Raw genomic sequence first — 21,315 nt, forward strand, 5'->3', positions numbered from 1 at the left:
AATTTTTATGGTAATAATTGAAATAAAATATTTAATGCAATATTTTGTGTGTGTTTAACGCTAAACCCTTTTTATCAATCTTTTTTTGATTATAACTCTTTGTATATTTGAGTTTTTATTTTATGCTTTTTTATTCCTAAATCATAAAGAAATGGAAAAATACATTACAGCGCATTACATATGAGCTCTTTTTGAGACTAGTTTAATTTAGATCAACAAAAGTTTAACTTTTGTAAATTTATGATTCTTGTTGGCAATTTTTTACCCTAATCTGAAGCAGAATGAATTCGGTAAAGTAAGTAAGGTAATAAAATGACAACAGCGACGCGTACAAAGGATATTACGCCTTTAGACTCTATCCAGTTTCAAGTCCTAATTGATAATACGCCGGTCACTGCCTGCGAGGGAGAAACCGTGTTATCAGTATTGCAGGCAACAAATACAAAGCGCATATGCGAAAACGATAAACATGTCGTCACGGGTGCATATTGCTCTATGGGAGTTTGTCACTGCTGCCACGTTAAAATTAATAAACGCCACAAGCAACGGGCTTGCCAAACTTTGGTTGAGCCAAACATGAACATTGAAACACTGAGTAACCGCTTTAAAGAAGAGGGACTATGCAATGGTAAAGTCTAGTCCTGTAGTGATCATTGGTGGTGGACCGTCGGGTACCGCCGCTGCCGCCATGTTAGGGAAGTATCAGATCCCATCAGTAGTGATTGATGAAGCGCCAAAAATAGGCGGTGTGATTTATAGAGGGCCACTACGTAGGACGTCGTCTTTGCCCCATTTAGATGATAATTTGCAGCGGGCGATGAGTGCACTTCGTACACGATATGAGAATAATCGTGATTTTATCGACCTAAAGTTATTGACTCGTGTGTTAGGGCCTGAGGGTAAGCAGCAGTTACTGTTAAGTGAAAATGGCGAACTGACTACGCAAAGTTACAATGAATTAATTTTGGCAACGGGATGTCATGAGCGCAGTGTACCGTTTCCTGGTTGGCAATTACCGGGGGTGATGTTGCTGGGAGGCGTGCAATTGCAAATAAAAAGTGGCCTGGTTAAACCGGGTGCCAAAATGGCGTTAGTAGGAACAGGTCCGTTACTGCCATTGGTTGCTTGTCAGTTACACAAAGCGGGTGTAAATGTCGTTGGTGTATATGAAGCAAGCTCATTTAATAAACTAGCGAAAGAAGCGGTTGCACTATTAAACAAGCCTAAATTGACACTTTCAGGTTTGAGTATGATGGGGTACCTGAAGAAACATCAGATCCCTTTTTACTACGGTCATGGCATCGTAAATGCTCAGGGAGCAGAAAGTTTAGAGCGAATAACAGTCGCACCATATGATGACAATTGGCAGGCCGATCATCGTCGCGCACAGTCAATTGAAGTTGATGCAATTGGCGTAGGGTATGGTTTTGTTGCTCGTACTCAATTGGCAATGCTATTAGGAATAGAACATAAATACACAAAAGTGAGTGGTTACATACCAGAGCTGGATGATAACTTTCTCAGTAATCAAAACAACATGTATGTTGTGGGTGATAGCAGTGGTCTACTGGGCGCAGATGCCGCGATATGTGAGGGCCAAATCGCCGCACTGAATATTGCCTTGAAACGAGGGGCTGTAACCGCGAGTGTCGCGCTCAAAGAGAAAAACAAAATAATGCGTCGACATGGCAGAATTTCACGTTTTAGGTTTGGTTTCGATCGCTTCAGCGAGCGCCAAAACGGCATACTCAATTTGGCACAAGATGACACCGTGGTGTGCCGTTGTGAGCAAGCAACTAAAAAACAGTTAGACGATGCGATAAAGCAAGGTGTAAAAGATCTGACAACATTGAAAATGCGTACTCGAATTGGCATGGGTGATTGTCAAGGCAAAACTTGTAGTAGCTATGCGTTAGACCTGCTTCATCAAGCTGGCCATAACCAAAATCCAAAAACAGGGGTGATAAAACCTCGATTTCCTTTAGATCCCATTCCCTTTACTTTTATGGAAGAAATAAATTGATGAGCAAATATGATGTCATTATTGCTGGTGGTGGCGCCATTGGTGCGGCTTGCGCGTACTTTTTAAGTCGTGATACCGACCTTAAAATAGCCTTAGTCGATATTAAAAAGCCTGGTAATGCATCTCGCGCCTCTGCGGGTGGATTGTGGGCAATTGGTGAGTCGGTAGGACTTGGATGTGGGGTGATTTTTTTCAAAACCTTGTCCAAATTGCAAAGTGAAGCGCAAGGCGAAGAAATTCCGACGATGCGCCCCCACCAATTACCAGATTGCTTTTTTGAACTGGCATTAAAATCGAATGCTATGTACCCAGACCTCTATGAAGAGCTGCGCACAAAGCATGATGTAGACTTTAAGTTTGAACGAACTGGGCTCAAGTTTATCATGTACAACCGTGATGACGAGTTATACGCCGACCAAATTGTCAGTGGTATTCCGCATTTGAGCGATCAGATCCGCTGGCTAAATGCAGAACAGTTAAAAGCAGAAGAACCATATGTTACACCTGATGCGATTGGTGCCATTGATTTCAAATGTGATCACCAAGTGAACCCTTATCGTCTTGTTGAAGCGTATACCGAGGCGGCGAGACAGAACGGGGTTGAACTGTTTTTACATACTGAAATTGAACACGTACTGCGCGAAGGAAACCGAGTACTGGGTTTAAAAACCGCCGCTGGTGAGCTACACAGTGACACTGTCATCAATGCGACAGGCGCTTGGGCGAATACCCTCTTTAAACAAGCCACAGACTTGGACATGCCTGTTTATCCAGTAAAAGGCCAAATTGTGTTGTCAGAGCGTATGCCAAAAATTCTAAATGGGTGTATCAGCACCAGTGATTGCTACATTGCACAAAAAGACAATGGTGAAGTATTGATTGGTTCTTCTACCGAGGAAAAAGGCTTTGATACCACCAATAGCTTGGATAAAATTCAAGAGCTATCCCGAGGTGCTATGAAGTGTTTGCCTATTCTTAATGAGTCGAATATCAAACGTTGCTGGGCAGGGCTTAGACCTGGCACACCAGATGAATTGCCCATTTTGGGCGAAGTTCCGGGCATTGAAGGCTATCTAAATGCATGTGGTCATTTTAGGACAGGTATTTTAACGTCTGCTATCACGGGTAAACTCATGACCGAATTAGTGATGGGCCAACCCACGTCAATCGATTTAACTCCATTTAGTGTGACGCGCTTTTTTGATAAAGCGGAGTAAACACTACTTCTAAATTGATGGCTTACCAATGCAAGAGTAAGCCATCTATAAGGCTAGTTATTTAATTTCGGATCATTTAAAAGCGGATTTTTGCTTTTTGTCGCATCAAACTGACATTATTTTTGAAGTTGTTATTATGTAACAGTACTAGCTAAATATGAGAAAATAATGAAAATAAAGCATTTATTTGCGGCTATGGCTGCAGTGCTTGGGCCACTTGCGAGCCCAGTGGCAAATGCCTATAGCACGGAAGATACTCGTTTATTAAGATTCCCTGATATTCATAAAGAGCACGTCACTTTTGTGTATTCTGGCGACATTTATGTAGCCAATACCGAAACTGGTAAAAGCACCCGCTTAACCGATCACGTGGGCTTTGAAACCTTTCCTAAATTTTCTCCAGATGGTGAAAAAATTGCATTCGCTGCCGAATATAATGGCAGTCGTCAGATCTATGTTATCAACAAAGATGGTTCTGGGTTAAAGCAGCTGACTTACTATAACGATGTGGGCCCAATGCCGCCTCGTGGTGGATTTGACTACCGTGTATTAGATTGGACACCAGATGGCAAACATATTGTATTTCGCGCCAACCGTACGCCTTGGGGTAAGCGCATGGGTCGTCCATATATGGTGCCTGTGGAAGGGGGCCTAGAGCAACCGTTAGCGATCCCTGAAGGTGGCGGCGGTATGTTATCAGCGGATGGCAGCAAATTCGTTTATACACCTATCGACAGAGAGTTTAGAACTTGGAAGCGTTCACGTGGCGGTCGTGCGCAAGATGTTTGGGTATATGACCTAGAAAAAAATACCTCTGAGCAACTTACCACTCACCGTGCTACTGATCAGCAACCAACGTGGGTAAATGACAGCATTTACTTTGTATCTGATAGAGACTACACGCTTAACCTTTACAAATATCGTGAAGGTAAAAAGCCTGTCAAAATGACGGACCATAAAGAGTTTGATGTGCTTTGGCCTTCTGCGGGTCCTGATGCCATCGTTTATGAAAACGGCGGCTACTTATATCGTTTCAACGAAGCGAATAAGATGACAGAAAAGCTGACTATTAATATTGATGGTGTGCGTAAGCACGCGATGCCTTATAGCAAAAATGTCAGTAAATTCATCGATTCAATGGATATTTCTCACGATGGTAAACGCGCTGTGTTTGCTGCGCGCGGTGAAATTTTTTCTGTGCCTGTTAAAAATGGCCCAACGCGCAATTTATCACACACGCCTAATGGCCGAGAAATTGCAGCGACATGGTCGCCAAATGCGCGTTATATTGCTTACTTGAGCGATGCAACGGGTGAATACGAAATTTACCTAAAAGATCGTGCTAATAATAACGAGGTTAAGCAGTTAACAGACAATGGTACGATTTGGCGTTTTGACCCTATTTGGTCGCCAGATAACACGAAGTTGTTGTTTGCAGACAAAGATCATATCGTTTGGTTATTAGACGTTGAGTCAGGAAAGCTAACAAAAGTCGATCGCGGTTTACATGATGAAGATGGCATTACGCAATATACATGGTCGCCAAACAGTAAAGACTTAGTATTTGTTAAAAACAACGAAAACCGTTATGCATCACTTTGGCACTACAATGTTGAAAGCAAAAAGTTAAGTCGTTTAACCGATGATATGACTTCTGAAAACAACCCAACATTCTCTGAAGATGGTCAGTATATTTACTTCACCTCTGAGCGTGATTACAACTTAGCCTTCAGTTCATACGAGTTTGATTATCTATTTAATAAAGCGACCCGTATTTACTCAGTGGCGGTGAATGATTCTATTGAACCAATCAATACGCCGCAAAGCGATGAAACGAGCATTGTTAGTGATGACCAGAGCGAGGCCGACAAAGCCGATTTAGATACCAGCATTCAAGTTGATGGGTTTATGGACCGGGTGGTGTCACTACCTGCTCCAGCAGGTAACTACCGTGCATTGACGGGTGTTAAAGGCGGTGTGCTAACACTTTCTGGTGGCGCGCTTAAGTTGGTGGAAAATAAAGCTGACGGCAAAGTTAAAACAGTTGCCAAAGGCGTTAGCACATACAAAGTGTCTACAAATCGTGAGCATGTAATCGTGCGAGCTGGTAGTAAATACAGTGTGATCAAGCCAAAAGCCAAACAAGACTTAAAAGCGAACCAGCTTGATTTAAGCAAAATGAACTTGAAGATAGACCCACGCATTGAATGGTCACAAATGTACACGGAAGGTTGGCGTACATTACGTGATTGGTTCTATGACGAGAATCATCACGGTCAGGACTGGGATGCAATCTTGAAGCGTTACCAGCCGATGGCGGATGCTGCGGCACACCGTACTGATATCGATTATGTACTCAGTGAAATTGCGGGTGAGATCAACGCTGGTCATATCTATGTGCAGTCAGGTGATGAACCAAAAGGCAAGCGTAAGAAGCACGGCTTATTGGGTGCAGAAGTCGCTAGCCATCGTTCAGGTTTTGTGACTATCAAGCATATTTTCAAAGGTGAGAATTGGCATGAAGACTTCCGCTCGCCGCTTAATGAAACGGGTGTGCGCGCAAGTGAGGGAGATTTCATCCTTGCTGTAAATGGTCGCAACGTAAATGAAGTAAGTAACTTCTATGAGTTACTGGAGAACACACAAGGTGAGCCGGTAGAGCTTATTCTAAGTAAGTCTCCAAGTTTTGCAGACAGTTGGAAAGTTAGCGTTAAACCTGTAAAGAGTGAAATTGGTTTACGTTACCTACAGTGGGTCGAGTCACGTAAAGCTTACGTAGAAGAGCTCTCTGGTGGTCGTATTGGTTATGTACACCTTCCTAATACGGCTTACGAAGGCAACCGTTCAATGTTCAAAAACTTTATGCCACAAACGACCAAAGATGCATTGATCATTGATGATCGTTACAACGGTGGTGGTTTTATTCCTGAACATGTCATCACGTGGCTTGCACGTAAGCCACTTAACTACTGGAAGCGTCGTGGCGTAACGCCAACGAAAACCCCACAATTTGCACACGATGGACCTAAAGCTATGTTGATTAATGGCTATTCGAGTTCTGGTGGTGATGCTATTCCTTACTATTTCCGCCAAGCGGGATTAGGTAAGTTGATTGGCACACGTACTTGGGGTGGCTTAATCGGCATTTCGGGTAACCCACGTTTGGTTGACGGCGGTCAGGTAATTGCTGCGACTTTCCGTATTCTTGACAACGACGGTAACTGGATCATCGAAAATGAAGGTGTGGTACCAGACATCGAAGTGATCGATCGTCCTGAACTCATTCAAGCGGGTAAAGACCCGTCTGTTGAGCGAGCGGTTAAAGAGCTATTAAAAGAGCTTGAAGAAAACCCGAAGAAAGCGCTCACTGTACCACCGGCACCGACAAAGTTTATTGACTAAAGCTATTTAGTCAGTTAATTAGTTAATTATAAAGGGGGCACGGCCCCCTTTTTTTATTCAAGGAGCACACATGAAAATTGTACTGATCACAGGTGCTAGTCGTGGCATCGGTGCTGCGAGTGCGAGATGCTTAGCAGCCCAAGGGTATGTGGTTGCGATTAACTATAAGTCGAATCATCAAGCCGCTGAAGAAGTAAAAAGTGATATTTTGGCGGCTGGTGGAAAAGCTGCGCTTTTTCAGGCTGATATTAGTGATGAGCAGCAGGTCGTCGCGATGTTTAACGCGATTGAAACGCGTTTGGGGCGGGTAACACACCTCGTTAATAATGCAGGTGTATTGCAAACACAGATGCGTGTCGAGGAAATGAATGCTGAGCGCATCAATTGGATGCTGACACAAAATGTGACACCGTACTTTATTTGTGCGCGGGAGGCGATTAAACATATGCGTGACTCAAGCTATCCTGTAACAAGCTGTGCCATGGTAAATGTCTCTTCAGCGGCCTCTTACTTGGGCGGAGCAAATGAATATGTTGATTATGCCGCCGCAAAAGGCGCGATAGACAGTTTCACAACAGGCTTGTCACTGGAGCTTGCGGCTGAAGGAATACGTGTGAACGGTGTGCGACCTGGCTGTATCTATACTGATATTCACGCCGATGGTGGAGAGCCAAATCGGGTTGATAGAGTCGCAGAGTTTTTGCCATTAAAACGTGGTGGGACACCTGCAGAGGTTGCTAATGCGATTGCCTGGTTGTTAAGTGATGAAGCGTCTTATGCCACCGGCACGTTTATTGATTTAGCTGGTGGGAAGTAAGCTAATTTTAATTGGGGGTGATGCCCTGTTTACCATATTGAAAGAGCGCACTCTTAGGTTTATCGCCTTTTATATAGAGACTAAATTTCACTGACCTACCTAATATCACAGCTAATGCTTATCGGTTTTTTATGTAATTGGGTAGGAAAATTGGGTCTACCATAACTAATTAGCGCTCCTCCTGCGTTTTGAGCGGGCTGGCTTACACTTTCGATTTTACAACCGGTATGTAGGACACATTAAGTTTATTAGAAGAGGAGACTCAGTCGCATGGAGTATTTTTATAAAGTCCAGCTTTATGTTCTCTATACATTTGAAAGAAGTAGGGGAGAAAACAATGATTACGCTTTCTTTTCTGCTCTGTGTTTGATTTCATTTTTGATTATGTTGAACGTACATAGTGCCTTTTTGCTTGGGGAGCTTCTTATTCCTAGTGCTTTTAAGCGAATAAACGATTGGCTTTATCATGAAGCGTTTTTTCATATAAATGCAATTGCCATTTACTTTGTACCATTCATGTATTGCTGGGCAAGACGGAAAAAGTATAAGGGCTTTCCAGATTTTGACCAAGAAATGATGCAAAGCAGTTTGGTTAAAAAATATGGGATACTCAATTTTGTTGTCTACTCTTTAGCCAGTGCTCTTGTGTTTTTGTGGTTGTTATTTAGTCGTATTTAGCTGGATTATCGATTAGATTTTTCAACTGACATATACGGACACCAAGTCTGATATCTCTCATACTCTATCAGAATACTTGGTTTATAGCTTAGTTCCGTCATCTTGTTTCCCTTCATATACCAGCCTTCACGTTTTCGGTTTCCGAGAAGTGAGTCATGGTAAAAATCACACCTAGCAATGGGTATAGTCACCTTCATAAAGTGAGGTTGTGGAAATGGATCTCCAGCCATCCCACACAGCCCAAGAAAAAGCTGTGGAATGAGAGTTAGGTAAGCCGTTGACTAAAGCGAAAAAGAACACTTTGAAGGACAATACACCTGCACGTAGTGATGCATACTCTGAGGATCTTGCAGGTGCAGCTAAAAGACATAAGAAAATATTTGATGATGCAATGAAGGAGAAGTAGTAAAAGCCATGAAGCTATCGAGTTTTATCGGGAAGAGCATCGATTCACTATTAGAAAAAAAACCATTTTTAGATTGGAATTTGGAGAAGTCATTAGATGACGAAGGTGAAGAGTTAGTTTATCACTATGTCTTTATTAAAAATGGTCTTGAAGTGCGATGCGATGAAGAGTTAAAAATCTGTGTAATATTCATTAATTCTGGTGAGTATGGTGGGTTCAAAGAGGAATTTGAAGATGCGTTTTTGACTTTGGAGAAAAGTGAAGTCGTAAATGATTTTGGTGCTCCAACTATGTCAGGTGGACCCGTTGATCATCCTATACTGGGTCGCTCAGGTGCTTGGGATCAGTTTGTACTTGATGACTTTGTAATTCATTTTCAATACAAAGTTGGGTCAGAAAAGATAGAGCGTATTACTATCATGAACCATGACTCTCTACCGTAGCAGGAAGATTGAATATTACTTTAGCCTTTATTATCTAAAGCCCACACCCGTGGGCTTTGCCAATTTAAGAAGACACACACGGAGTGTCCATATATGTCTATTAAAATTTTTTACCAGACTTTCATCACCGCACTTCCACAAGCCACTAATAAAAGGTTACAGGGCTGTTCATGCCTAAATTCCTGCTCAGACTACTCATTGGGCAAAATACCTGAACAATTGCAGCATATATCACTTTTAGGAGTTGTTTGTTCCTGCTTAGAAGCTTATTTGGTGCTGTGATAAATTAAGATGGGTGTCTATAAAGAGGTCAATGTAGTGGAAGTCTTATCAGGAAAGCAAACAGCTGCACAAATGGAAAGAAAGATAAGGAAAGCGCCTGATTCCAAATGTGGAACAAATACCTGTGTAGCACAAGATTAAAGGTTGGGGTTGCCATGTACAAAAATGTATTTCCAGGTGATTTGAATTTAGATAAAGCTGTTAGCTTCCTTGTCTGCAATTGGTCTAGCGAGTTAGAAGATGAGCTTTTAAATATTAATGAGGGGCTTTTTAATCACTACAGTTTGAAGCCTATATTGGCCAATGGAAGCTGCGATGACAAAACCACAGATGGTAAATATAGCCGGGTCAGAAAGAAACTATTAGATTTTCTTCGGTCAGAAGCCTCATTTGTTGATTTTAGATTGGTCAGTGAGCCAGACTACCAAGATGATTTTTTTCCATCAAAGCTTCTTGCTGCATTTAGCCTTGATAAGGAAGCCCTCAATCAAGGGATTTTCTCTGCAAGAGAAACAAGTAACGATATTACCAGTGAAGATGTAGTCGATGTGTATGAAGGCTATTTGAATAAATTAGGTCTTTTCTATGGCGGGGTGTTTTTGTTTCCAGCTAAGTACGGCCCAGACTATTATTTATCATCTATTAATGCAATGCCGAAAGGGACGAAATTCGGTTCTAATGATGAATATGTTCGAAGGCTAAATAACTGGAGAGAAAACTCGGGTGTAGCAAAATTTTACCCCTTAAATGGATATTTCAGAGAGATATATCAATATAACTTTATTGTGGAGTCTCATCTCAATAAAAGATTTGCAGAAAATACTATGAAGGAGTTTATGGAGTCTAACGGTTCATTGATTCAATTAAACAATGATATCCCTCAGTTTCTATGGAGCATAGAAACTGGAAGATTGGCGGAGATAGGCGAAGCACTAGAAACAAGTGGCTTAGTACTATCATCAGATACAAAGCCACTGTAAGTCACATTGATTTCTTAAGTTAATGTTAAAAAGAAAGTAGACTATTCAAGCATAGCAAAACTATAAAAGACATATATGGACACTCCATTTATGTCAAGCTAAGCAAATCTATCGGGGCAGCTTTTGCTGCCTCGTTGTTTTTTAATATCTACCAGCTGCACTTCGATGATTAGCCACATGCAATAAAGCGTTGCTCTGACATATATCTGGGCTTAACTGTTTTTCAGCGCCCCTCATGAGCTACGAGCCAATTTAAGAAGACACCCATTTTAAATTGGGCAAAAAAACTGAGCCCTAATTCAATTTCCAAGTGCTCAACTAAAATTATCAGGGGAAAGATAATTATAAAAAGAACCACCGTGAAGGGGTTAAAGGTTAAAAATGGCTCAAAGAGACCAAATTAAGAAAGATCAAAAAGGCTACTGGAAAAATTGGGATGACGCTATGTAACTGTCCCATAAACATCAACAAAAATTCTCTATCCATTGGCTTTCAACTGAGCTAGTATCAGGAGATTCGTATGTACTTGTCTGACAAAAGAAGGTAGGGGGATGCTTAAAAGAATAAAAATTTCGAAATCGGTTGTTGCTTCCTTATATTTACTGCCTATCTCGATATTGATTTTTCTACTATTGCTTGTTTTTGTTCCGATTGAATTTAAAGTTGGGTATTACATAAATATATTCTTTGCTTTGTTTTCGATTGTGAATTGCTTTTATAGTGTTGTGTGCTCTTTTTTTATTCTCAGAGCCTATCACTCAATACCTAATACATCATCTAAATTATTTGATTATTTATTATTATGTATTTTGCACGTATTTGCGGGTTATTACTTTTGGCGAAAGATAAAAAAGAAAGTAGAAGCAGAAGAAGTGGAAGTCACTTTACAGTGGAAGATAAGTGTAATAGAGATCCTCTATGTTACATTAGTTTTTATCGCAATCGTAAGTAGTAAGCTAATGTACGATGCTTAGGCTCAAAACCCTACTTATTCTGATAGGTAAAATAGGCTGAACAAGCCGCTTAATACGGCTTGTAAATAAACTAGCGATTAGAATGTCGCGTAGTTTGCTTGAATATAGATATTATTGCCTTTGTGATCGCCACAGATGCCAGAAAACTGAAGAGGGGTGTTGGTGTTTTTTGAATGCATAGCCAGATCAAACATGCGCTCAGCACCTGGTGAGCTTGCTGGAATATACGCATAAATTGCAGATGGGCAACCTGGTGCTTCCCACGTATTATTGGCGTCATTTGCAGCGGCTTCATTGCTATCTACTGAAGCGAAGTAATAGTATGCATTACCGTGATATACTTCGACACGAACTTCCTTTACAACCTTATCGGCTGTTACAACGGTTGTTGATTGTGCTTGAGATAAGCCAGCGAATAAAACAAAAGATGCAGCTATAGCCAATTTTTTCATATTAGTGTCCTTTATTTTTCAACTTTAAATCCATTGGCTATTCTATTTAAAAAATCAAATTTTTAAATAATGATATGCTTTTAAATAATATATTTAAATTGTTAAATTGTTAAATTGTTAAATTGTTAAATTGTGACTTTATTAATTTTTATAGGTTTTTTCGTTTAAATAGACTCACGTTAGTTTTTATAACTTTGATGAAAAACTAACGTGAGTCTATAGAGCTTAGTGGCTGATTGGCATTTTTAGTCATTTTTGCTCAAGTTTGGCCGTCAGCTTAATAGAACACTTCAATTATCAATAAAATCTTAATTATGTTTCCTCTTTTATGCTTGTTATCAGTTTTAGTTATAGGAATTACCCTTGAGTTTGGAAGGAGCTTATGTGCTCTCATCATCTGAAAATATAGGAGTATGTGTGGTAAGTCGTTTGAAGTTAATTTTAGCTGGTTTGTTTTTATTCATTAGCCATTTTGCTGCCAGTAAAGCGGCTGGTGTACGTTCTATTGATCAACTTCAGTGGAGCCCTCTGAATCCTGCAAGGGGCGTTGCTAGCCCGCAAGCTGCTGATTTATGGGGCGATCGAAAAAGCAGTGCAGCAACAGGGTTTTTAGTTAAATTTAGGCCGGGTTTTGAGTCTCCACCTCACATTCACAATGTCTCTTATCGTGGCGTGGTTATAGAGGGGCTGGTTCATAATGATGATCCGCAAGCCGCAACAATGTGGCTACCGGCTGGGTCTTTTTGGACACAACCTGCTGGTGAGGCGCATATTACTGCGGCGAAAGACAAACAAAGCATTGCCTACATAGAGATTGATAATGGTCCTTATCTTGTGCATCCAAAAGAGCAAGCTTTTGATAATGGCGAACGTGCGGTCAATGTTGACCAGTCAAATCTAGTTTGGCTTGGAGCGAATGACATCAAGTGGGTTGATGCGCAACAAGATGTGAAGCGAGCATTTTTGTGGGGGAGTACTGCTAAAGGCCAATTAAATGGCAGCTTGATTAAACTTCCTGCGGGCTTTAATGGCCAGCTTAAAAGTGAAGGCAGTATCTTTCATGCCGTGGTTATTCGTGGTCATTTAAAGCATATAAAACAAAACTCTATTCTCAACCCTGGGAGCTATTTTAGTCATACAGATGATGGTTCTCTTATCGAGGTAGCCGAAAAGGAGGTCGTAATTTATGTGCGTACCAATAGTAAACTACACATTTTGAGCAACAAAAAGTAACAATGGGGAAAGCCGTTCTATTTTTACAGTCTAATTAAACGCATAATTTAATTAACTCAATATGCAGAGCATGTTACACCGTGGTGTTTTTTAACAGCAAAAGTTTTTGGGCTCCCGACGAGCCCATGTATACTGCTTTATATATTAAGCCCCATCAGCGAGTATTTATTGGGGATTAACAATAAGGTGTTTATAGTAATAACTTGTGCTATTGAGCCGCCCTGATACATCGGATACATAATAGGGTATTTGCCCAACCTTGCTATACCCAATGGAATGATAAAAGTGCTCAGCTTTGTCGCCACTTAGAGTATCTAATACCAAAAGTTGAATACCTTGTTGTAACGCATCTGACTCAATATATGCCATCAGCTGTGAAGCATATCCTCGACGATGAGCGCGTGGCTGAACGAGCAGTTTTTCAACCTCAGCACGGTGACGCCCATTTTGTTTTTGACACAATGACAGCTGTACGGTGGCTTGCACTTCACCATGGTCATATAAGATGTATAACAATCTTTGGTTGTTACTGACTTCTTTTGCAACTGTTTGCCAATAAGAAAGCAGCAAGTCTGCCCCTGCTGGTGCATAAAAACCGAGAGATGCGCCGTGATCAATACAAGCGTCTAATAGGTTGCGCAGCGCTTCAAAGGTTGCGGGGTCTATTCGAGCAATACGTTCAATGGTTATCACTTTGCTACCTTGCGCTCTAATTGAGTTATACGCGCATCAATTTCAGTAAGCTGTTCAAATAAATGGCTGCGCTTTAATTGTAGCTGAGCCAGTTGCTGCGCTTGGGTCGCATTATGTGCGCGAACGGCTTTATATAAACGCAGTTGTGAAATATGGCATGACTTGGCGCTCTCGCTAATACTTAATCCTTTTTCATTGACCATATGTATTGCGCGGAGCAAGTTATCTTGCATGTTTAAGGTTGCTATATCCATGGGAACCCTTTCTTCACTTGTTAAAGTAATAACAAGAAGAAAGATTAATGCCAAAAGTTAATCTATATAAAAATCAGTTGGTTAAATTTTTTACCAATGGCTTTTTGGGTCATAACGGTGCTTTGTCTCTAAACTTGCACCAAAGTGGGGAGTTTTATAGATGATGAGCTAAGTGGCATTACCGATAAACCAACCGTTAGAAAAAGGCTTTTTCCATTTTCGCAGACACATAACGTCTGGCATGAGTCAGTAGCACCAAAAGTAACAGTAATCCGACGAACAACCAAACGGGCGTATGACCATGTTTACTAAAAAAACTATGGCCGGATATCAGTTTTAATTCTGTACTAAGTACGTTGCTAGTAAACTGAGGAATTGTAATTTGTTGCTGAGATAGCGGGTCATACACGCCACTGATACCGTTATTGGTCACCCGTACCATAGGCCTTTGTAACTCTAATGCGCGCATTCTAGCTATTTGCATATGCTGATGTGGACCATGAGAATCGCCAAACCATGCGTCATTACTCACTGTAAATAATATATCTGACTTATTGGTGTAGTTACCACGCACAAGTTCGCTAAAGGCAATTTCGTAGCAAATGGCTGGTAAAACGTGAATACCATTTGCTAGTAAGTTATTTTGTACCGCGTCCCCTCGAGAAAAGGAGGACATTGGCAGGTCAAATAGGGGCGCGAGAGGTCTTAATAGGTCCTCAAAGGGCACAAACTCGCCAATAGGCAATAATTGGTGCTTTTGGTAGCGATTACGATGTAGGTATCGGTACTGACCCTCTTTGTCATCTTGCTGCTTTTTACCGAGGACAATTAGCGTGTTGTAGACATTGCGCGTATCAAACTGGTAGTCGGGGATCCCCGTTATCAAAGCGGTGTTGTTAAATGCTGCGGCTTTGTCCAAATTGATCAAATAATCAAACGCATAATCTTCTATTTCGGGTATCGCGGCTTCTGGCCAGACTACGAGATCGACATTCGCCCAATTAGGCCTTGTCATATCTTGGTATTTTGACATGGTGGGCCAAAATTGCTCAGGGGCCCAGCGCAAACTCTGCGCAATATTGCCCTGTACTAGCAAGGTTTTAAGCTGCTGACCACTGTATCGTGTATCTGTATTATGTGCACTAAAAAGGCACAGTATCACTATGGGTGTAAGTGTTGCGAGTACGCTTTTGTAGTGTTTGTATCTAAGCAACCAATAACCTATGTAACCAAGCGCAACGCATAGCAAGGTTAGGCCAAATTCACCAATCCAAGGTGCTAGACCATTGAAAGGTGAGTCTGTGAGGGTGTAGCCAAAACTGAGCCAAGGAAAGCCTGTCAGCAGGGTCCCGCGCAGATACTCTGTAATTGCAAAACCACTGATGAGTAGAGCTAGCCTTTGCCAGTGAGATTTACTGTAGCGGTTAGCAAACGCAAACGCTAAAGCAGGGTAAAGTGCTAAATATGCACACAGCAGGGCCATAGCAAGTAAGGACAGGGCAATAGGTAGCCCACCAAATTGCGCAATGGAAACATGAACCCAGCTAATACCTAACGCAAACCAACCAAAGCCAAATAAGAAACCATATTTAGCAGCTTGTTTGGGAGTGGGTTGATCGGTGACATAGGCCGCAATTGAGAAGCATATAAACGTGATGGGCCATAAGCCAAAAGGGGCGTAGGCAAAAGTAAGTGCACAGCCCGCGATTAAAGCCAGCCATGCGTTCTTATCTTTACATAAGGTAATGAGCTTATTCAGTTGTGTCTTCAACATGCTCAGTTTTAGGCACCGTTACTTGCAGTTGCAAAATACGGCGATTGTCAGAGTTAGTCACTTTGAACTGTAATGGCTCCACATCAATGGTTTCACCTTTACTCGGCATATGCCCAAATGCATGTAGAATTATGCCACCGATCGTATCGGCCTCTTGTGTGTCATATTCTGTTTTAAAGTACTCGTTGAACTCTTCAAGTGGCGTGAGTGCTTGCACGTTAAATACATGCTTTGAGAGCTGACGAATGTCCTGTTGTTCATCTTCATCGTCATGTTCATCTTCGATTTCACCAACGATGGTTTCAAGAATATCTTCGATGGTAACGAGACCTGATACACCGCCATATTCATCAATGACGATAGCCATATGGTATCGTTTTTGTCTGAACTCATTAAGTAGCGTATCAACCCTTTTACTCTCAGGTACTACAATGGCCGGGCGCAAATACTCTTTAATGGCTGGTAGTGCACCATTACGCTTAAGTATTAAAGGTAAAAGATCTTTAGCAAGCAATATACCTTCTACGTGGTCTTTGTCTTCGCAAACCACGGGAAAGCGAGAGTGGCTAGATTCAACCATCGCAGGAAGTTGAGATTCTAAGTCTTGCTCTACATCGAGTGTAATCATCTGAGAACGAGGGATCATGATGTCGCGAACTTTGAGCTCAGAAACGCTCAATACACCTTCCATCATATCCTTGGTCTCAGGGTCGATAAGTGCTCTTTCTTGAGCGTCAGCAATGACTTCTACCAACTCTTCTTTGTTTTGGGGTTCCCCTTGCAGCATCTGAGTGATGCGTCCCAGCCAGTTTCTGCTAGAAGAACCCTGGCTACTTTGCGAGTTATCGTCGCTCATTGTAGTCTTTTACTCCAATTAATTAATATCATCTCGATATGGGTCAGCAATGCCCAAATCGGCTAAAAATTCTTTTTCAAGACTTTCCATTTCCATGGCGTCTTGTTCATTTATATGGTCAAAGCCCAACAAATGCAAGCACCCATGTATGACCATATGAGCAAAATGATCATGGAAAGATTTTTCTTGTTCCTGAGCTTCGCGAAAAACCACTTGCGGACAAATAATTAGATCTCCGACGAGCGGCAACTCGATGCCAGGAGGTGCTTCAAAAGGAAACGACAAAACGTTTGTTGGCTTGTCTTTTCCTCTATATTGACCATTTAATTCTTGGCTTTCAGTTTCATCAGCAATACGAATCGTCACTTCGGCGTGTTCTCTATACGGAAGCAACGCTTTTTCGGCCCAATTTTGAAACTGGTTTTCGCTAGGTAAATCGTTAAATTCACAGGCGAGCTGTAAATCTACATCAACACTCATGATTCTGGACCTTGTTCTGCTGCTTGTTGTCGCGCTTTTTGTTTTGCCACTTTTTCTTGACGTTCTTGCTCTTCTTTTGCTTCATATGCCTCCACGATCCGTGCCACAACTGGATGACGAACAACATCATGTGATTTAAAGAAGTTGAAAGAGATTTCGTCTACGTTACTTAATACTTCAATGGCATGACGTAAACCAGAACGGGCTCCACGAGGTAAATCGACCTGCGTAATATCACCGGTAATGACGGCTTTGGAGTTAAAGCCAATACGCGTCAAAAACATCTTCATCTGTTCAGTCGTTGTATTTTGGCTTTCGTCAAGAATGATAAAGGCATCATTTAAAGTACGTCCACGCATGTATGCAAGAGGGGCAACTTCTATGACATTTTTTTCGATTAAACGTTCAACTTTTTCGAAACCAAGCATTTCAAACAAGGCGTCGTAAAGCGGGCGTAAGTATGGATCAATCTTCTGGGTCAAGTCACCTGGCAAAAAGCCCAGCTTTTCACCTGCCTCAACAGCTGGGCGAGTCAAAAGTATGCGTCGGATTTCCTGACGTTCAAGCGCGTCTACAGCGGCAGCAACCGCTAAGTATGTTTTACCTGTACCTGCGGGACCAATACCGAAGCTAATGTCATGAGTAAGAATATTTGCAACATACTGGCTTTGGTTTGGGTTTCTAGGCTTAACAACACCACGACGCGTTTTGATAAAGACTTCTTTTTCCCACACGTTGGGCATGTCTTGTTCTAGACAGTTGGCTTCTGTGATCGCCAAATGAACATGATCAGGTTCGATATCTTGGGCTTTGCCTTTTACTGGCTGAGTATCAACGTACAGAGACTTTAAAATATCAACAGCGGCTTTGGCTGTGATTTGGTTTCCTGTGACTTTAAACCAGTTATCCCTGTGGGCGACTTCTACCCCTAATCGGCGTTCTATTTGTTTTAAGTTATCGTCAAAAGGACCACAAAGAGAAGAGAGGCGGTTGTTGTCGGCAGGTTCTAGATAAAACTCAATATTTTTTACTTGATTGCTCAAAATGACTTCCTAAGATTGAATGCGCCAGCAAGGTGCTGGCGCATAACGTTCGTTCTATGGAGTAAAGGTGGCAACACCCAACTCGTTAGCTTCTGGCTCCGATGGTGCGCGATTTAAAATGTCAGATGGGGCAACATCACGACGCAAGTCCATTTGTGCTTCGGTTCTGATCAATTCACCACGTAGTGAGTTCGGTAGCGCTTCTGTAATACGTACATCGACAAATTGACCGATCACTGAATGTGGGCCTTCAAAGTTCACTACTCGGTTGTTTTCAGTACGGCCACGCAGTTCCATAGGGTTTTTCTTGGATGGCCCCTCTACCAAAATACGCTGTTCTGTATCAAACATCTTACGGCTAATGTCTTGCGCCATTTGGTTGATGCGATTTTGTAGGATATATAGTCGCTCTTTTTTCTCTTGCTCTGGCACATCGTCAGGTAAATCAGCTGCTGGCGTACCTGGGCGAGCAGAATAAATAAAGCTAAAGCTCATATCAAAACCGATGGCATTGATAAGGTTCATTGTTTCTTCAAAGTCTGCTTTAGATTCACCAGGGAAACCAATGATGAAGTCTGAGCTCATACTTAAATTAGGGCGAACTTTACGTAGCTTTCTGATAGTTGATTTGTACTCAAGCGCTGTATGACCACGCTTCATTAGGTTAAGTACGCGGTCGGAACCACTTTGAACAGGCAAGTGGAGGTGGTCTACAAGCTCTGGCACATCTTTGTATGCTTCAATGATATCTGGCGTAAATTCCACAGGGTGAGACGTCGTATAGCGAATACGGTCTATACCATCAATTGCAGCAACATAACGTAGTAAATCTGAGAAATAACAGATTTCACCGTCATGCATTTCGCCGCGGAATGCATTTACGTTTTGACCGAGTAGGTTTACTTCACGAACACCCTGTTCAGCAAGCTGAGCAACTTCTAAAATAACGTCGTCAAGCGGACGGCTTACTTCTTCACCGCGAGTGTATGGTACTACACAGAAGGTACAGTACTTAGAGCAACCTTCCATAATCGAAACGAAGGCTGTTGGTCCTTCTGCTTTTGGTTCTGGTAGGCGATCAAACTTTTCAATTTCTGGGAATGAGATATCAACAACAGAACCTTCTTTGCTCTGAACTTGTTTAATCATTTCAGGTAGACGGTGAAGTGTTTGTGGGCCAAATACAATATCAACAAAAGGGGCACGTTGACGGATTGTGTCACCCTCTTGAGATGCCACGCAGCCACCTACACCAATAACCAAATCAGGGTTATCTTCTTTTAGTAATTTCCAGCGACCTAATTGGTGGAATACTTTTTCCTGTGCCTTTTCACGAATTGAACAGGTATTGAGTAGGATCACATCCGCCTGCTCAGCTTCTTCTGTTAGCTGATAGCCATTGGTGGAGTCTAGCAGATCCGCCATTTTCTGGGAGTCATACTCATTCATTTGACAGCCCCAGGTTTTGATATGCAATTTTTTACCCATTGAAATAAAGCCTCGTTTTCAATTCGATGATAAGCACAACGCCTCGCCAGTTAAGAAAATACCCCTACAACTGACTTACACTTACTAAAATAGCTTAAAAAGAGGCGTATTTTATATGACCTGTAGTCACTAGCCAAGTATAGATTTCATCTTTCAAAGTGGGGATCAATGACGGATGTAATTATTCAGCTACAATCGTCGGGAAGGATCTTTTTTCTGGGATTTACGATACAATGTGTATACACCAAAAAATGTAGGCAAATTTATGAAAAATAACGTGTTGATAGTCGGTGGGGGTATGGTTGGTGCAGCGGCAGCGGTAGAACTGGCGCGCCAAGGTTGCCAAGTCACTGTCATTGAGAATAATCCGATAGATGCCAAAGCGATACTTGAAGGAGAGCAAGTGGATATTCGAGTATCGGCAATCAACCGTTTTTCGGAAGCATTACTAGATAAACTGGGCGCGATGCCTTTAATTAGAACAAGCCGCAATGCACCATACCATCAACTTGAAGCTTACGAAAAAGGCAGCGAACATTTGCTGTTTGACAGAGAAGAAGTTTCAACGTCGCATTTAGGGCATCTGGTTGAAAATAGCATTATACAGGCTTCATTATGGTCTCAGTTTGAAGAAAATAATATTCAGGTCATTGAAGTTAAAGACGCTCCGATTGCGCTAGAGCAGCACCTGAGCAGTATTGAACTTGTTTACCCAGAGCAAAGGTTTACAGCAGATCTCTTGATTGCCGCTGATGGTGGGCGTTCGCAACTCCGAAACTTAGCAGGTATTGGTGTGACTGGCTGGCAATATCAACAGCATTGTATGGGAGTTTTAATTAAATTAGATGCGCCACAACAAGTAAAAACATGGCAGGAGTTTAAACCGACAGGTCCAATTGCGTTTTTGCCGATGCAAGCGCCTTATGCCAATTTAATATGGTATCACCACAGCTCAGAACTGAAACGTTTACAAACGCTATCCAACGAAGCGCTAAAAGAAGAGGTGCTTTCACATTTCTTTGACCTGCCAGGAGATTTCACAATCGAGCAGAGCGCGGTCTTCCCACTTGCGCGCCAGCATGCTAATCAATACAGCAAAGGACGTTTGGTGTTAGTAGGAGATGCCGCACATACAATCAACCCACTTGCTGGACAAGGCGTCAACCTTGGGTTTAAAGATGTTGCTGCGTTAGGTGGTTGTTTGCAAGGGTGTGATGATGTAGGTGAGCTATCTCGATTACATCAGTATGAAAAAATGCGCCGCAAAGATAACTTATTAATGATGAGTATGATGGATGCCTGTTACTTTGGTTTTTCAAATGAGCTAAAGCCTCTCAAGTCATTACGCAGTTTGGCATTAACACTCGCCAATAAAGCTGGCCCACTTAAAAGAGAAGTATTGAAGCATGCTATGGGTGGCAGTTTTTAAGTAATGTAAGTTTTGTATAGAGGGAGCGAATGAGCTTCCTTTTTTTGTGCAAATTGGAGTTACACAACAATAAAGGCTTTAAATTAATTTTTTGCGCAATAGGAAAAATAATAGCAAGACGTTTAAAGTGTAGTATTAATAAAAGAGATGAGTTTGAATAAGAAAGAATTTAAACATGGTGCGGAAGGAGAGACTTGAACTCTCACATCCTAAGATACTGGAACCTAAATCCAGCGCGTCTACCAATTCCGCCACTTCCGCAATGTTTAATTATTATCTATAGAAGATAATTGGCTGGAGTACCAGGATTTGAACCTGGGAATGGCGGGATCAAAACCCGCTGCCTTACCGCTTGGCGATACTCCAACAAAGGTAGTCGATTATTTTAGTT

Annotated in this window: 19 protein-coding genes and 2 tRNA genes; 11 read left to right on the forward strand and 10 right to left on the reverse strand. The window is 41.8% G+C overall.

Translation table 11 applies throughout. The features are described from left to right. Positions 1–312 precede the first annotated feature (312 nt). From N480_RS13435 to N480_RS13470, 9 genes are all read left to right on the forward strand, one after another. Positions 313–639 carry a 2Fe-2S iron-sulfur cluster-binding protein gene (locus N480_RS13435; protein ID WP_063373013.1) on the forward strand — a complete coding sequence of 109 codons (327 nt, stop codon included), beginning with the start codon at positions 313–315 and terminating at the stop codon, positions 637–639. Beyond that, entirely contained in the window at positions 626–2,023 is a 1,398-nt protein-coding gene (locus N480_RS13440) for an NAD(P)/FAD-dependent oxidoreductase (RefSeq protein ID WP_063373014.1), read from the forward strand. The genes N480_RS13435 and N480_RS13440 overlap by 14 nt, the downstream gene beginning before the upstream one ends. Continuing rightward, the gene (locus tag N480_RS13445) at positions 2,023–3,240 is read left to right on the forward strand and encodes an NAD(P)/FAD-dependent oxidoreductase (protein ID WP_063373015.1); all 1,218 of its coding nucleotides are present in this window, start codon (positions 2,023–2,025) and stop codon (positions 3,238–3,240) included. The genes N480_RS13440 and N480_RS13445 overlap by 1 nt, the downstream gene beginning before the upstream one ends. Positions 3,241–3,408: 168 nt before the next feature. Further along, positions 3,409–6,642 carry a S41 family peptidase gene (locus tag N480_RS13450; RefSeq protein WP_081231871.1) on the forward strand — a complete coding sequence of 1,078 codons (3,234 nt, stop codon included), beginning with the start codon at positions 3,409–3,411 and terminating at the stop codon, positions 6,640–6,642. A 70-nt stretch (positions 6,643–6,712) separates the two neighbouring features. Beyond that, a complete protein-coding gene (locus tag N480_RS13455) occupies positions 6,713–7,459 on the forward strand; it encodes an SDR family oxidoreductase (protein WP_063373017.1) in 747 nt (248 codons plus the stop codon). Positions 7,460–7,729: 270 nt separating this feature from the next. Continuing rightward, positions 7,730–8,137 carry a hypothetical protein gene (locus N480_RS13460; RefSeq protein ID WP_063373018.1) on the forward strand — a complete coding sequence of 136 codons (408 nt, stop codon included), beginning with the start codon at positions 7,730–7,732 and terminating at the stop codon, positions 8,135–8,137. 277 nt (positions 8,138–8,414) lie between these two features. Beyond that, on the forward strand, positions 8,415–8,543 hold the full coding sequence (locus tag N480_RS25920; RefSeq protein ID WP_269201003.1) for a hypothetical protein: 129 nt from the start codon (positions 8,415–8,417) through the stop codon (positions 8,541–8,543). An 8-nt stretch (positions 8,544–8,551) separates the two neighbouring features. Then, complete coding sequence (locus N480_RS13465; protein ID WP_063373019.1) at positions 8,552–8,986, forward strand: hypothetical protein; 435 nt, start codon at positions 8,552–8,554, stop codon at positions 8,984–8,986. 437 nt (positions 8,987–9,423) lie between these two features. Next, positions 9,424–10,248, forward strand: a complete 825-nt coding sequence (locus N480_RS13470; protein WP_063373020.1) for a hypothetical protein — start codon at positions 9,424–9,426, stop codon at positions 10,246–10,248. Between the two features lie 1,051 nt (positions 10,249–11,299). Here N480_RS13470 and N480_RS13480 read toward each other — a convergent pair. Further along, positions 11,300–11,674 (reverse strand): hypothetical protein, encoded by a 375-nt coding sequence (locus tag N480_RS13480; protein ID WP_063373022.1) that lies wholly within the window; start codon positions 11,672–11,674, stop codon positions 11,300–11,302. Between the two features lie 417 nt (positions 11,675–12,091). On the opposite strand from N480_RS13480, the gene N480_RS13485 reads away from it, so the two are divergent. Next, entirely contained in the window at positions 12,092–12,907 is an 816-nt protein-coding gene (locus tag N480_RS13485) for a DUF4437 domain-containing protein (RefSeq protein ID WP_196761494.1), read from the forward strand. 165 nt (positions 12,908–13,072) lie between these two features. Here N480_RS13485 and N480_RS13490 read toward each other — a convergent pair whose 3' ends face one another. The 7 genes from N480_RS13490 to miaB form a co-directional block, all read right to left on the reverse strand. Then, positions 13,073–13,600 carry a GNAT family N-acetyltransferase gene (locus N480_RS13490; protein WP_081231872.1) on the reverse strand — a complete coding sequence of 176 codons (528 nt, stop codon included), beginning with the start codon at positions 13,598–13,600 and terminating at the stop codon, positions 13,073–13,075. Continuing rightward, positions 13,597–13,854 (reverse strand): hypothetical protein, encoded by a 258-nt coding sequence (locus tag N480_RS13495; RefSeq protein ID WP_063373023.1) that lies wholly within the window; start codon positions 13,852–13,854, stop codon positions 13,597–13,599. Before N480_RS13495 ends, N480_RS13490 begins: the two co-directional genes overlap by 4 nt. 196 nt (positions 13,855–14,050) lie before the next feature. Further along, the gene (gene lnt, locus N480_RS13500; protein ID WP_063373024.1) at positions 14,051–15,628 is read right to left on the reverse strand and encodes an apolipoprotein N-acyltransferase; all 1,578 of its coding nucleotides are present in this window, start codon (positions 15,626–15,628) and stop codon (positions 14,051–14,053) included. Next, entirely contained in the window at positions 15,606–16,484 is an 879-nt protein-coding gene (gene corC / locus N480_RS13505; protein ID WP_063373025.1) for a CNNM family magnesium/cobalt transport protein CorC, read from the reverse strand. The genes lnt and corC overlap by 23 nt, the downstream gene beginning before the upstream one ends. 18 nt (positions 16,485–16,502) lie before the next feature. Continuing rightward, complete coding sequence (ybeY, locus tag N480_RS13510) at positions 16,503–16,964, reverse strand: rRNA maturation RNase YbeY (protein ID WP_063373026.1); 462 nt, start codon at positions 16,962–16,964, stop codon at positions 16,503–16,505. Beyond that, positions 16,961–18,007 carry a PhoH family protein gene (locus N480_RS13515; RefSeq protein ID WP_063373027.1) on the reverse strand — a complete coding sequence of 349 codons (1,047 nt, stop codon included), beginning with the start codon at positions 18,005–18,007 and terminating at the stop codon, positions 16,961–16,963. The genes ybeY and N480_RS13515 overlap by 4 nt, the downstream gene beginning before the upstream one ends. Before the next feature lie 54 nt (positions 18,008–18,061). Then, positions 18,062–19,495, reverse strand: a complete 1,434-nt coding sequence (gene miaB / locus N480_RS13520) for a tRNA (N6-isopentenyl adenosine(37)-C2)-methylthiotransferase MiaB (RefSeq protein WP_063373028.1) — start codon at positions 19,493–19,495, stop codon at positions 18,062–18,064. A gap of 265 nt (positions 19,496–19,760) precedes the next feature. Here miaB and N480_RS13525 point away from each other — a divergent pair, with 265 nt between their 5' ends. After that, positions 19,761–20,924, forward strand: coding sequence for an FAD-dependent oxidoreductase (locus N480_RS13525; RefSeq protein ID WP_063373029.1), 1,164 nt, complete (start codon positions 19,761–19,763; stop codon positions 20,922–20,924). Positions 20,925–21,100: 176 nt separating this feature from the next. Here N480_RS13525 and N480_RS13530 read toward each other — a convergent pair. Both N480_RS13530 and N480_RS13535 read right to left on the reverse strand, forming a co-directional pair. Continuing rightward, a tRNA-Leu gene (locus N480_RS13530) sits at positions 21,101–21,185 on the reverse strand. A gap of 30 nt (positions 21,186–21,215) precedes the next feature. After that, positions 21,216–21,290, reverse strand: a tRNA-Gln gene (locus tag N480_RS13535). Between the last annotated feature and the right edge of the window lie 25 nt (positions 21,291–21,315).

Source organism: Pseudoalteromonas luteoviolacea S2607, assembly GCF_001625575.1.
Taxonomy (GTDB): Bacteria; Pseudomonadota; Gammaproteobacteria; order Enterobacterales; family Alteromonadaceae; genus Pseudoalteromonas; species Pseudoalteromonas luteoviolacea_E.